The sequence below is a fragment of the Staphylococcus sp. HMSC65H10 genome (assembly GCF_001839185.1).
GTDB lineage: Bacteria > Bacillota > Bacilli > Staphylococcales > Staphylococcaceae > Staphylococcus > Staphylococcus simulans.
Genome location: NZ_KV840420.1, coordinates 38,681 through 51,406 on the forward strand (window position 1 = coordinate 38,681; position 12,726 = coordinate 51,406).

The following is a 12,726-nucleotide window of genomic DNA, read 5'->3' on the forward strand; positions in this document are numbered from 1 at the left end:
CGTTATATGCACCTAAAACAGCTGAATTTACAGTGACAGCGAATGAATTATTAAACCATAGCTATGTTCAAAATGGAAATGGAGGTTCGCGACAACGAGAAATTCAGCAATTAACACTTTATACAGGTAGTTCTGAAATCGTAACAAATAAACCTCAAAATATGGTAATTTATGGCACAACTAACTCTAAAGGTCCATTTGCGGCAGTTATTGGTGTGAGTGATACACAAGTGTTGGTATCAGGAACACAAGGTATCAATCCATATCAACAATTAGCAAACATGGGAGCAGTTTATAATATTAAAGATCTATATAAACAATACAAAGATGAACCGAACTTTAAACAAGTGGCAAATTTAATCCGAATCACAAATCAAGATGCACAATCAGCAGCACAAGAAAGTAACAGTAATTCAAGCTCTGAAAGTCATTCATCATCTTCTGAAGGTAAAGTCACACGTGCGAATGTGATTGATAAAGTAGAAGAATATGAAGGTCACAAACTAGATACAAGCACGTATACGTATAAAGAACCTGAACAAAAGAGTGATGGAAGCTGGGGCTTCTCATTTGTAGATAAATCAGGTGATTTAGCAGGATCATACATTGTGAATGCGGATGGTTCAGTGGAGAAATTTGATTCAAAAGGCCAACCTGAATAAAGAATATTGACTCTACGGCTTTTAGTGAGCTGTAGAGTTTTTCATTTTAACTTAAATTGATAAATGTCAGAATTTTTAGTACAATAGAAGTCATTAAAACTTATCTAGAGAAGTAGAGGGAATTGGCCCGATGACGCTTCAGCAACAGAAGATCCAGGCATTGAATCTGACTGTGCTACATCCAACAAGTATAACTTGAAAGATAGGTGCCATATACATAGAAAGCTATATGTCGCTGATAGGTGATATATAGCTTTTTTAATAGGCGCATCAAACAAAGGGGGAACTTAAATGGTGATTTCAAGAAGATTAGCGAAGATACCAGATAGTTATTTCGGAAAAACAATGGGGAGAAAGATAGAACATGGTCCGCTTCCTCTCATCAATATGGCAGTAGGCATCCCAGATGGGGAAACACCTAAAGGCATTGTCGATGAATTTGCGAACGCATTACGTGTGCCTGAAAACCAAAAGTACGGTGCGTTTCATGGAAAAGAAAGCTTTAAGCAAGCGATTGTTGATTTCTATAAACGACAATATAATGTTGAATTGGATAAAGATGATGAAGTCTGTATTTTATATGGCACAAAGAATGGATTAGTAGGTTTGCCGAATTGTATTGTTAACCCTGAAGATTACGTCTTATTGCCAGATCCAGGTTATACAGATTACCTAGCAGGGGTGTTGTTCGCAGATGCGAAACCTTATGCGTTAGAGTTAGAACCGCCATATTATCAACCTGACTTTGATAAAGTGCCAGGGGAAGTCTTAAGTCAGACTAAATTGATTTATCTAACGTATCCTAATAACCCGACTGGATCAACTGTTACACAAGATGTCTTTGATGATGTAGTTCAAAAGTTCAGAGGTACACAAACGAAAATTGTACATGATTTTGCCTATGCAGCGTTTGGTTTTGATCATAAAAATCCAAGTATTTTACAGACAGCTGGAGGCAAAGAAGTCGCAATCGAGGTGTATTCACTTTCTAAAGGCTATAATATGTCTGGCTATCGTGTCGGTTTCGCAGTCGGCAACAAAGATGTGATTCAAGCTTTGAAGAAATATCATACACATCACCATGCGGGTATGTTTGGTGCGCTTCAAGATGCGGCGACATTTGCGCTTAACAACTATGATTATTTCTTAGATAAACAAAGTGAAGTCTTTAAAGCACGTCGCGATCGTTTCACTGCGATTTTAGATGAAGGAAACATCCCTTATGAACCGATGACAGGTGGCATCTTCTTATGGTTGGAAGCACCAAAAGGATATGACGGAGAACAATTTGTGGAATTCTTACTTCAAGATCAATCTATTTTAGTGGCGCCAGGTATTCCATTTGGTGAAAATGGTCGTCATTATGTTCGTGTATCACTTGCGTTAGAGGATGAGCAATTAGATGAAGCAGCGAAGCGGTTGAAATCACTTAGTGCGATGTACAAAGAATAATCTTTTATTTAAGTAGTAAATAAAATCCCTCATAACGTTATCATAGAGATGTTTATACGTATATTATTGATTATAAAATTTTTCAAAAGGTGTTAAATATTAGTGTAGAAAAAACACTCAGAAGTCTATGCGAAGAAGACTGAGTGTAAAAATGTTAGGCGTATGGTCTAAGCCATATTCTACCTAGGCTTATGAGATAGTCGATTGTGCTCTAACGCAATCGGCTATTATTTATTATCTTTTTAAACAAAAATGAAGCACTGAATATAAAGTTTTTTGTTCACGGGGTGGTGGGACATGTACTTTATATTCAGTGCTTTTTTATAAGTAGTAAAAAGGAGTATAGTGATTACCCATTATCGGGAGAGTGGGTAATCGGAATTTACTTACTATTTTGTATCGGGTTCAAAATAGTAACGTTTATGAAAAGAATTGTTCTTATCGGGTTAAGAACAGTGGCGATTCATTGCCCCAATTCCTGTGGACCCAGGGCAATGTAGCCAACTTTTATTGTATTTATTCATAACTTTTAAAGGAGTTTCGTTTTTTAAGATTTAATAATGGCTGCATGTCATGGATGATCGCGGGTCCATGATTATGCGTTTGGCTTAATCGCAAATGCGCGGACCGGGAATCCTGGCGCATCTGCTGGTTTTGGACATATTGTATAAATCACTGCGCCTCGTTCTGGGAGGCGGTCTAAATTCGTTAGGAGCTCAATTTGGTACGTGTCTTGTCCGAGTACATAACGTTCACCGATTAAGTCGCCGTGTTTTGCGACATCGACTGAAGCGTCTGTATCGAATGTTTCATGACCGACTGAACGTACACCGCGTTCTTCAAGTAAGAATTGTAATGCATCGAGTGACCATCCGGGTGCGTGAGGGTTACCTTCGGCATCTTTATTCTCAAATTGCTCCACATTCGGCCAACGGTGTGACCAATCACTGCGGAATGCGACGAACGTATCAGGTTCGATTCGGCCATGTTGTGCTTCCCACTCAAGTAAATGATCGCGAGTTAAACGGAAATCGGGGTTTTCCGCAACTTCTTTAGAGTAATCAAGTACGATAAGCGGTAACACTAATTCTTTCAAATCTAATTCATGTAAATATCTTCTGTTTTCGACAAAGTGGATGGGGGCATCGATATGTGTGCCATATTGTGTGGCAACACTCCATCTTTGTACAAAATAACCATCTTCTGCAACGGTACTGATTGTATCAATATATGCAGCTTCTAATGCGCTGAAATGTGGGCTGTCTGTGTCAAAGGTATGGGTTAAATCGACCCATTCACTTTCTTTTAGACTTTTCAGCTGATCCCATAAAGGATAACTCATTATAAACACCTCATGACTGCTTAAAATTGTAGGGCTGATATAAGTGTATTCACGAGTGAGTTTTAAGACTGCGGGCTCACTCGTAAACCACTCATGACAAGTGAATTAAGCTGTTTCTTGTCCTTCTTTGTTTCTTAATTTTTTAACTGCTGAAACTAATACTGTTAATGCTTCTTTTACTTGATCTTCGTTACGTGTTTTCAAACCGCAGTCTGGGTTAACCCAGAATAATGAACGGTCGATTTCTTGTAAACCACGGTTGATTGCGACTGTGATTTCTTCTTCAGTCGGGATACGTGGACTGTGGATATCATATACACCTAATCCGATACCTAAATCATACGTTACATCCTCGAAGTCTTTGATTAAAGCACCATGGCTGCGTGATGTTTCGATTGAGATAACATCTGCATCCAAGTCGTGGATAGTATGGATGATTTCGCCGAATTGAGAATAGCACATATGCGTATGGATTTGCGTCGCATCTGACACTGAAGATGTTGCTAAGCGGAATGAACGTAACGCTTGTTTCAAGTATTCTTCATGGTATTCAGAGCGTAATGGTAAACCTTCACGTAATGCTGGTTCATCTACTTGGATAATTTTAATGCCTGCATCTTCTAATGCTAAAACTTCTTCATTGATAGCTAAAGCGATTTGGTCTTGTACTTCATGGCGTGGGATGTCTACACGTTCGAATGACCAGTTTAAGATAGTTACAGGACCAGTCAACATACCTTTTACAGGGTGGTCAGTTAAGCTTTGTGCATAAGCTGTTTCTTCCACTGTGATTGGTTTAGTCCATTTAACATCTCCATAGATAACTGGTGGTTTAACAGCACGAGATCCGTATGATTGAACCCAACCGTATTTTGTAACTAAGAAGCCTTGTAAACGTTCACCGAAGAACTCAACCATGTCATTACGTTCGAACTCACCATGTACAAATACATCTAAGCCGATATCTTCTTGGATTTGAATCCAGCGTGCGATTTCATCGCGTAAGAATTGGTTATATTCTTCATCACTGATACGTTGGTTTTTCCAGTCAGCACGTTTTTTACGAACTTCTTTCGTTTGTGGGAATGAACCAATTGTAGTTGTTGGTAATTCTGGTAATTTTAAGCGTGCATCTTGAACTTTTTTACGTTCAGGGAATGCTGACTCACGTTGTGTACGTACGCTGTCAAAGTCGTATTCAAGGTTTTTGAATGCTTGGTTTTGGAAACGTTCGTAAGCTGCTTTTAATTTATCGTATTTTTCACTGTCGCCGTTGTTGATAACACGTTTTAAAGCGTCTAATTCGTCTAATTTTTCAGTTGCGAAGCTTAAACCTTCTTCAATTGATTCATCTAATTCTTCATCGTCTAATGAAACAGGAACATGAAGTAATGAAGATGATGGTTGGATAACTAACTCATCAGTATAATTTTCTAAAGTTTCAATCAATTCTTTTTTCGCTTCGATATCTGCAGCCCATACATTACGGCCATCAATAATACCTGCGTATAATGCTTTGTCTTTAGATAATTTGCCTGCTTTAATTTGTTCAAGGTTTTTACCACCGTCATGTACGAAGTCTAAACCGAAACCTTTAACAGGTAAGCTATTCACAAAGTCTAAATCTACATGTTCGAAATAAGTTTGGATGACTAATTTATCAGCTAACCCAGCTTTATCGAAGTATTCATAGACGTGACGTGTAACGTCTTGTAATTGTTCTGCATCATCAGTTACTAATACAGGTTCGTCGATTTGAATGTATTCAGCACCTGCATCAACAAGTGATTGTAATACTTCTTTGTATAATGGAAGCAATGCTTCAACTTTCTCTTCAAATGTTTGATCGCCGCCGCGTGATAATTGAACGAATGTTACAGGACCTAAAATCACTGGGTGTGCATTTACGTTTAATTGTTTAGCGAATTCGAAACGTTCTAATAAAACGTTGCGGTTTAATTTAGGTTCTACGTTGTCCCATTCAGGTACGATGTAGTGATAGTTTGTGTTGAACCATTTAATTAAGGCACTTGCGACATTTTCTTTTGTACCACGTGCGATATTGAATAATAAATCATCGTTGACTTCTTGACCTTGGAAACGTTCTGGGATGATGTTGAATAATAATGATACGTCTAATACGTGGTCATATAATGAGAAGTCTCCAACAGGTACGCTGTCAATGCTGTAGTGTTTTTGTAATAATAAGTTTTCTTTATGCAGGTCGTTTAATGTTGTTGTTAATTCATCATAGTTTGTTTTACCTGCCCAGTAACTTTCGATTGCTTTCTTCCATTCTCTCTTGCGTCCTAAACGTGGGAATCCGATATTAGCTGTTGTAATTGTCATATTATTGCCTCCTGATTTTTTGCAGTTTGTTTTTTAAAGTAATGTGTAAGTTCGAGTGAAAAGTCTACTTGTTCAAATGGTGTAATGATATAGAGTCCATTAAAATGTTTGATAACTTCATCTATCAATTTGCGACAGATGCGCAAGCTCAGTTCTTTGGTTTTTTGTTTATCATCTTTAACCGCTTCGAACTGATCTAATATTTCATCTGGCAATGAAATGCCAGGGACTTCATTGTGTAAGAATGTTGCATTTCTATAACTTGTTATTGGCATGATACCGATAAAGAATGGGGTATCAAGATGTGCTGTCTTTTCAGCAATTTCTTGAATACGCTCGACAGTGTAGACAGGCTGTGTAATGAAGTAACTCATACCGCAGTCTACTTTTTTGTCTAAGCGTTTCACCGCTGCTTCCATCTTGCGGACGTTCGGGTTGAACGCACCGGCAATATTGAAGTTCGTTTTCGTTTTCAATGCGCCGCCGTCAATATTAAGTCCTTGGTTGAAACGAACAGCGAGTTCAGTTAAACCTCTTGAATTTACATCATAAACATTCGTCGCACCTGGCAGATGCCCCACCTTAGATGGGTCACCTGTAATCGCGAGTATCTCGTTAATACCAAGCAGTGATAAGCCGAGTAAGTGAGATTGTAAACCGATTAAGTTCCTGTCTCTGCAGGTAATGTGGACCAGCGGTTCAATGTTGTAATTCTGCTTAATAATACTAGCTGCTGCGATGTTGCTAACGCGTACCGTTGCGAGTGAGTTATCTGCAAGTGTGATAGCGTCGACTTTCGCTTTGTCTAGTTTTGTGACATTCGCAAAGAATTTCGTTGTATCTAAGTGCTTTGGTGTATCTAGTTCAACGATGACTGTCGGACCAGCTTTGACTTTAGTCGTTAAGTTATTCTTTTTGACCGGAATAGAAGGGTAATTACTTTTTCTTCTGATCGGAATAACTTTCTTTTCTAAAGTTGGTTTTAATCCTTCAACCGCTTGCTTGATGAAGCGGATATGTTCAGGTGTAGTACCGCAACAACCGCCGATTAAGTGTACGCCTTCTTTCACTAGCGTTTCAGCTATCTTACCGAAGTAAGAAGCGTTGTCGCTGTAGTGAATCGTAGAATCTTCAAAGTCTAAAAGACTAGCGTTCGGGTAACATGAGAGAATCGCATGTTGCGGAATCTCAATATGTGTGAAAGATTGTTGCATATGGTGCGGACCGTGATGGCAATTCAAGCCGATAACGTCTGCACCTTCTGCTTCAACTTGTTTAAGTGCTTCGTTAATTTCTGTTCCATCTTGCAAGTAGTTGGTGCTTGAAGCAGTTAACTGTGCGATAACTGGAATATTGTACTTTTTCTTCGTCGCTCTGATCACCTGCAAGAGTTCGTTTAAATCGTAATAAGTTTCAAAGAGGAGTGCATCAACACCCTCGTCAATCAGTGTTTCAATTTGAATATCTGTGTGATACAAAATCGTCGATAGCGACAAGTCATTTTGTTTCACGCCTTTAAAACCTCCGACAGTTCCTAAAATAAACGTGTCTTCATTGGCTGCTTGTTTCGCTATTCTGACACCGGCACGTGTGATGTCTCTTACTTGGTGTTCTAATCCGAAAGCTTGAAGCTTTTCGAAGTTGGCACCGTAAGTATTGGTTTGAATGACATCCGCACCAGCTTCAATGTAAGATCGATGAATTTGTTCGATTTTCTTTGGATGTGTAAGATTATATGCTTCAGGGCAAGTATCGATCCCTTCAGAGTAGAGAATCGTTCCTATTGCACCGTCAGCTACTAATACGTTCTTGCTCAAAGTTTGTAGAAACCGGCTCATAGTATGCTTCCTCCAATGCTGCTTCAAAATCTGCAATCAACTCGTCTGGGTCTTCTAAGCCCACACTCAGTCTCAAGAGATCGAACGTAATTCCGCGTTCGTTACGCACATCTTCTGGAACAGAAGCATGTGACATTGTGGCTGGATGAGAGACGATAGTTTGAATACCGCCTAGGCTGACTGCGATTTGCGGTATTTTTAATGCTTTCGCAAATGTCGGTACCTTTTCTGCTTCGCTTAATCTGAAGCCAAGTACTGCACCGCCATTTTCAGCTTGGCGTTGATTGATTTCATCATTTCCTGGGTAATATACATCAGTAATTTCAGGACGTGATTTTAAGAATTCAACAATCTTTTCAGTGTTTTTCACTGATTGATTCCATCGTACATAAAGCGTTTTAAGATGCTTTGTCAGTGTCCAGCTGTCTTGAGCTGATAATCCGCTTCCTAAAGTGTTTTGTAAGAATTGTAATGATTCTGCAACTTCCGCGTTGTTTGTTACAACTGCCCCTGCAATTAAGTCACTGTGGCCGCTTAAGAATTTAGTGGCACTATGAATCACAATGTCAGCACCTAAATGCAATGGCTTTTGTGATAGGGGTGTTAAGAATGTATTGTCGACTGAAACAAGGATATTATGTTTCTTTGCGACATCCGCAATGGCTTGAATATCTGTCACTTTAAATAATGGATTTGACGGTGTTTCCAGATGAATTAGTTTCGTATTTTCCTGAATCGCTTGTTCAACTGCTAATGGGTTTGTCGTATCTACTGCTGTGACTTCAATATTGAATCCTGGTAAAACATGTTCGCATAAGCGGTATGTCCCACCGTAAACATCATTCGGAATAATTAAGTGATCTCCTGATTTCAGTAAGAAGAAAACTGCTGAAATTGCTCCGATTCCTGAGTTATAAGCGATACCGTACTCGGCATCTTCAAGTGCTGCAAGCTTTTCTTCTAACAATGCTCGGTTTGGGTGGCCTGATCTTGCGTAATCGTAAGGGACCTCTGAACCAATCAATGCTGTCGGGAAAGTCGATGAGTCATAAAGTGGCGGGTTGGCTGCTAAAATGTGCGGGAATTGATGATACTTAATTAAATTTGTTTCTGATGATAGTGACATACATATACACTCCTTTAGTTATTGAGATTGCTTTTGGCTGCGGAAGTTCTGGAACTAAGGAGGGAAGCTGACCACGAAAAAAAGCTTCCGTCCTTTAAACCCGAAAAAAGATTCGGATGTAAAGGACGAAAGCTTGAGCTTCGCGGTACCACCTTAATTCGCTGCTTTATTGCTAAAGCAACCTCTTCCAGTACGCTAAATCTGTTCATGGCAGCTACTGAAGGTCGGTTCCGTTATATGTATCAGCTGTTGCTGTAAATAACAATAACGTATGCGTCATTCCAGTACGCCATTATGCAAAAATGTTAATACTGTAGCGCTATAACGGGCGCCCCCGTTGATGCCTCATATCGACACCACCACTCCAAGGCCATTTTCAAACTTTCTTTCTGTGCTTCCTTTCAGCGGACAGAAGCTCTCTGTGTCAGCAGTGTAAGTTCTACTTTCCTTATTATCGTGTTTTAAGACGATATTCAATTGTTTCTCTTTCGTGTTGAAAGGTTTGTTTTTTGTTGATGACCACATTGTATATTGGTTCTGTTTTGTTTGTCAACAGAATTTTCAGAATAGTAGGTTTTTACTGACAATTAAAAACGAGAGAAACATAAGCGTATCAAGGGTTGGACGTTGCTAAAAATTTTTTAAAATTTTTTTGAATCAAGCCATTTTTCAGCCGTTATTTTTCAATTTGAGAATGAAAATTCCTTTATTGCATTCATGATTTTCCTTACAATAAGAGAGGAGCAAAAATTAAAAATGTAACACTATTTTAGTGACGAAAGTGAGGTGACTGGAACGTGCGTGACATAACAAATGAGAACGATGGACATGTAGAATATATCGATTTAGATGCAATTCGGCCAAACCCTTATCAGCCTAGAAAACATTTTGATCAAGAAAAATTAGCAGATCTCGCAGCTTCTATTCGTGAACATGGCGTCTTACAACCGATTATCTTACGCAAAACGGTGCAAGGTTACCATATTGTCGTAGGTGAACGCCGTTTCAGAGCCTCTCATTTAGCAGGCTTGAACTCAGTACCAGCGATAGTCAAAGAGATGTCTGATGCTGAGATGATGGAACTCGCCATTATAGAGAACCTGCAGCGGGAAGATTTGAATGCGATTGAAGAAGCGGAAAGTTATCGCAAGCTGATGGATGATTTACATATCACACAAAAAGAGGTGGCTGAACGTTTAGGTAAATCCCGTCCTTATATCGCGAATATGCTGCGATTGTTGAATTTACCGTCTGCTGTCGCCGAGTGGGTAAAAGACGGCAAATTATCAGGTGCGCATGGTCGCACATTATTAATACTAAAAGACGAAACCAAAATGAAACAAATCGCTAAACAAGTCATGAAAGAAGCGTGGAGTGTGCGTTATTTAGAACAATACATTGCAGAGCTGACTTCACCTACTTCAGAAGATGATGCTAAGAAAAAGACAAAGAAACCGCGCATGATTGAACGGCAGGAACGCTTGCTTAAAGAGCGCTTTGGTACCAATGTAGCCATCACAACCAAGCGAAATAAAGGACAAATCACTTTTGAATTCAAATCAGAAGAAGAATTTAAGCGTTTGATTCAACAATTACACAGTGAAACATAAGAAATTATGTTGTATTCATGGTAAAATATATAATTGTTGTGAAATGACAGGAGGACGATCTTTTGAATACGTTTTGGAATACAATGCAAGGTGTTTTCAACTCACTCGTTGAGCCGTTTACAAAGCCTGAAACGTACGCAATGATACTCAACAAGCTCATCATGATTGTCATCTACGTAGTCGTTGCGATGATTATTATCAACTTAGTCAATAAGTCGATTGATCAGTTCTTTAAACTACAAAACCGCAATGCACATGGTAGAAAACGATCTCATACATTAAGTGCGATGTTGAAGAATATTGTGCGTTATGTCGTATGGTTTATTGTATTAACAACGATATTAGGTAAATTCGGAATTAGTGTCACAGGATTATTAGCCGGAGCTGGTGTAGTCGGTTTAGCAATCGGCTTTGGTGCACAAACCATTGTTAAAGACATCATCACAGGGTTCTTTATTATATTTGAGAATCAATTTGATGTGGGAGATTATGTTAAAATCAACTTGAACGGTGCACCTATCACAGAAGGTACAGTTCAATCTATCGGTATCCGCTCAACACGTATACATGCGTATACAGGAGAGTTGACCGTGTTACCGAACAGTGTAATGTCAGAGATTACCAACTTCTCAATCAGTAACGGTAAAGCATTAATAGAAGTACCGATTGCGATGGAAGAGAATGTCGATAAGGTAGAAAGTAAGCTGAAAGACTTCTTAGAATCCTTACATTCCAATTACTTTATCTTTGTCTCAAAACCTGAAATTCTCGGTATCGAGGATTTAACAGGTAATGCTTATATCATGAAAATAGCGGCAGAAACAACACCGAATAATACTGTGCCAGGCGCTCGTATCTTACGTAAAGAGGTTGCGAACTTCTTGAACCAAGAAGGAATTAAATCACCAACCCCTATTATGATGCAGTTTAATGGACAAAAATCTCAGTAATAAGAATTCATAATGATGGAGGATTGTAAATGGCAGCTCAGTATGGTCTGAATGACATTGTAGAGATGAAAAAGGCGCATGCTTGCGGCGCAAACCGATTTAAAATAATTCGTATGGGTGCAGATATCAGAATTAAATGCGAACATTGCAATCGAAGCATTATGATGCCTCGTACAGAGTTTAATAAAAAATTAAAGAAAATACTTGTATCACATGATACACAAGAGAAGGAGAATGACTAATGGCTTTAACAGCTGGTATCGTAGGCTTACCAAACGTCGGAAAGTCTACATTATTTAACGCAATTACAAAAGCGGGTGCACTTGCGGCGAACTACCCGTTCGCTACAATCGACCCGAACGTCGGGATTGTAGAAGTTCCGGATTCACGTTTAGATGCTTTAGCAGATATCGTTAATCCTAAAAAAGTACTTCCTACAACATTCGAATTCACTGATATTGCAGGGATTGTTAAAGGTGCTTCAAAAGGTGAAGGTCTAGGAAACAAATTCTTATCTCATATCCGTGAAGTAGATGCAATCTGCCAAGTAGTTCGTGCATTCGATGATGATAACGTGACACACGTATCTGGTCGTGTAGATCCACTAGATGATATTGAAGTTATCAATATGGAATTAGTACTTGCAGATTTAGAATCTGTAGATAAACGCTTACCACGTCTTGAAAAAATGGCACGTCAAAAAGATAAAGATGCGTTGAATGAAGTACGCATTTTAGAACGTATTAAAGAAGCATTAGAAAACGGCGAACCGATTCGCAGCTTAGAGTTCAATGAAGAAGATGCGAAATATGTGAAACAAGCACAATTATTAACATCAAAACCAATGATTTATATCGCAAACGTTGGTGAAGATGAAGTGAATGAAGCGGACAACGAAAAAGTTCAAACAATTAAAGAATACGCTGACAAAGAAGGTTCAGAAGTTATTGTCATCAGTGCGAAAATTGAAGAAGAAATTGCGACATTAGATGACGAAGATAAAGACATGTTCTTAGAAGACTTAGGAATCGAAGAACCTGGCTTGAACCGTTTAATCCGCAGCACATACAACTTGTTAGGTCTTGCGACATACTTCACAGCAGGTGTACAAGAAGTACGTGCTTGGACATTCAAAAAAGGTATGACTGCCCCACAATGTGCGGGTATCATCCACACTGACTTTGAACGCGGCTTCATCCGTGCAGAAGTAACAAGTTATGACGACTATGTTGAAAATAACGGTGAACAAGGTGCGAAAGAAGCAGGTAAAATGCGTTTAGAAGGTAAAGAATACATCATGCAAGACGGCGATGTTGTTCACTTCAGATTCAACGTATAATTAAGTAAATAAACAACTAACTAAAAAACACGCGCTTAACAAAGCATATGATCATGCT

Annotated in this window: 10 protein-coding genes, 1 riboswitch and 1 other annotated feature; of the genes, 6 read left to right on the forward strand and 4 right to left on the reverse strand. The window is 38.9% G+C overall.

What is annotated here, in order from left to right; all coding sequences use genetic code 11:
• The first annotated feature begins 32 nt into the window (after positions 1 to 32).
• Together HMPREF3270_RS11615 and HMPREF3270_RS11620 are read left to right on the forward strand one after the other, a co-directional pair.
• A complete protein-coding gene (locus HMPREF3270_RS11615) occupies positions 33 to 662 on the forward strand; it encodes a hypothetical protein (protein WP_070848819.1) in 630 nt (209 codons plus the stop codon).
• A gap of 97 nt (positions 663 to 759) precedes the next feature.
• Positions 760 to 871: riboswitch (SAM riboswitch) on the forward strand.
• Between the two features lie 82 nt (positions 872 to 953).
• Complete coding sequence (locus tag HMPREF3270_RS11620) at positions 954 to 2,114, forward strand: aminotransferase class I/II-fold pyridoxal phosphate-dependent enzyme (protein WP_070848821.1); 1,161 nt, start codon at positions 954 to 956, stop codon at positions 2,112 to 2,114.
• Positions 2,115 to 2,709: 595 nt separating this feature from the next.
• On the opposite strand, the gene HMPREF3270_RS11625 is transcribed toward HMPREF3270_RS11620, so the two are convergent.
• The 4 genes from HMPREF3270_RS11625 to HMPREF3270_RS11640 all read right to left on the reverse strand — a co-directional run bounded on the left by HMPREF3270_RS11625 (position 2,710) and on the right by HMPREF3270_RS11640 (position 8,769).
• The gene (locus tag HMPREF3270_RS11625) at positions 2,710 to 3,459 is read right to left on the reverse strand and encodes a cyclase family protein (protein WP_031262359.1); all 750 of its coding nucleotides are present in this window, start codon (positions 3,457 to 3,459) and stop codon (positions 2,710 to 2,712) included.
• Positions 3,460 to 3,561: 102 nt separating this feature from the next.
• On the reverse strand, positions 3,562 to 5,805 hold the full coding sequence (metE, locus tag HMPREF3270_RS11630; RefSeq protein WP_023014882.1) for a 5-methyltetrahydropteroyltriglutamate--homocysteine S-methyltransferase: 2,244 nt from the start codon (positions 5,803 to 5,805) through the stop codon (positions 3,562 to 3,564).
• Positions 5,802 to 7,643, reverse strand: coding sequence for a bifunctional homocysteine S-methyltransferase/methylenetetrahydrofolate reductase (locus HMPREF3270_RS11635; protein ID WP_031262361.1), 1,842 nt, complete (start codon positions 7,641 to 7,643; stop codon positions 5,802 to 5,804). The genes metE and HMPREF3270_RS11635 overlap by 4 nt, the downstream gene beginning before the upstream one ends.
• Positions 7,597 to 8,769, reverse strand: coding sequence for a trans-sulfuration enzyme family protein (locus HMPREF3270_RS11640; RefSeq protein ID WP_002480308.1), 1,173 nt, complete (start codon positions 8,767 to 8,769; stop codon positions 7,597 to 7,599). Before HMPREF3270_RS11640 ends, HMPREF3270_RS11635 begins: the two co-directional genes overlap by 47 nt.
• 118 nt (positions 8,770 to 8,887) lie before the next feature.
• Positions 8,888 to 9,233 (reverse strand) — a binding site (T-box leader).
• 333 nt (positions 9,234 to 9,566) lie between these two features.
• Between HMPREF3270_RS11640 and HMPREF3270_RS11645 the strand changes: the two genes are divergently transcribed.
• The 4 genes from HMPREF3270_RS11645 to ychF all read left to right on the forward strand — a co-directional run bounded on the left by HMPREF3270_RS11645 (position 9,567) and on the right by ychF (position 12,668).
• A complete protein-coding gene (locus HMPREF3270_RS11645) occupies positions 9,567 to 10,379 on the forward strand; it encodes a ParB/RepB/Spo0J family partition protein (protein WP_002480309.1) in 813 nt (270 codons plus the stop codon).
• A gap of 83 nt (positions 10,380 to 10,462) precedes the next feature.
• The gene (locus tag HMPREF3270_RS11650) at positions 10,463 to 11,329 is read left to right on the forward strand and encodes a mechanosensitive ion channel family protein (RefSeq protein WP_031262363.1); all 867 of its coding nucleotides are present in this window, start codon (positions 10,463 to 10,465) and stop codon (positions 11,327 to 11,329) included.
• A gap of 29 nt (positions 11,330 to 11,358) precedes the next feature.
• The gene (locus tag HMPREF3270_RS11655) at positions 11,359 to 11,571 is read left to right on the forward strand and encodes a DUF951 domain-containing protein (RefSeq protein ID WP_002480311.1); all 213 of its coding nucleotides are present in this window, start codon (positions 11,359 to 11,361) and stop codon (positions 11,569 to 11,571) included.
• Complete coding sequence (gene ychF / locus HMPREF3270_RS11660; protein ID WP_002480312.1) at positions 11,571 to 12,668, forward strand: redox-regulated ATPase YchF; 1,098 nt, start codon at positions 11,571 to 11,573, stop codon at positions 12,666 to 12,668. Before HMPREF3270_RS11655 ends, ychF begins: the two co-directional genes overlap by 1 nt.
• Positions 12,669 to 12,726: the final 58 nt, after the last annotated feature.